At 72.4% G+C, this 239-nt stretch carries 1 protein-coding gene; it reads right to left on the minus strand.

What is annotated here, in order from left to right; all coding sequences use genetic code 11:
* A partial coding sequence (locus SB772_RS45185; RefSeq protein ID WP_410839173.1) for an aspartate/glutamate racemase family protein occupies positions 1 to 239 on the minus strand: 239 nt, incomplete at both ends.

Genomic DNA, 239 nt, shown 5'->3' on the forward strand with positions numbered 1-239 from the left:
GGCCCACTTGACGGCCGCCGTCACGCCTTCCACGACCGGCGCGCCGATCTGCTGCTCGATCTCGTGCGCGAATTCGGCCATCCCCGCGCAGCCGAGCACGATCGCGTCGGCACCGTCCTCGTCGAGCGCGCGCCGGCATTCGTCGACGATGATCCGCCGCGCGGCCGAGCCTGGCCGGTCGAGCTCGAGCACCGCGACGTCGGTCGCGCGCACGTTGCGGCAGAACCGCTTCATCCCGT

Source organism: Paraburkholderia sp. SIMBA_030, from assembly GCF_046535245.1.
Lineage (GTDB): Bacteria > Pseudomonadota > Gammaproteobacteria > Burkholderiales > Burkholderiaceae > Paraburkholderia.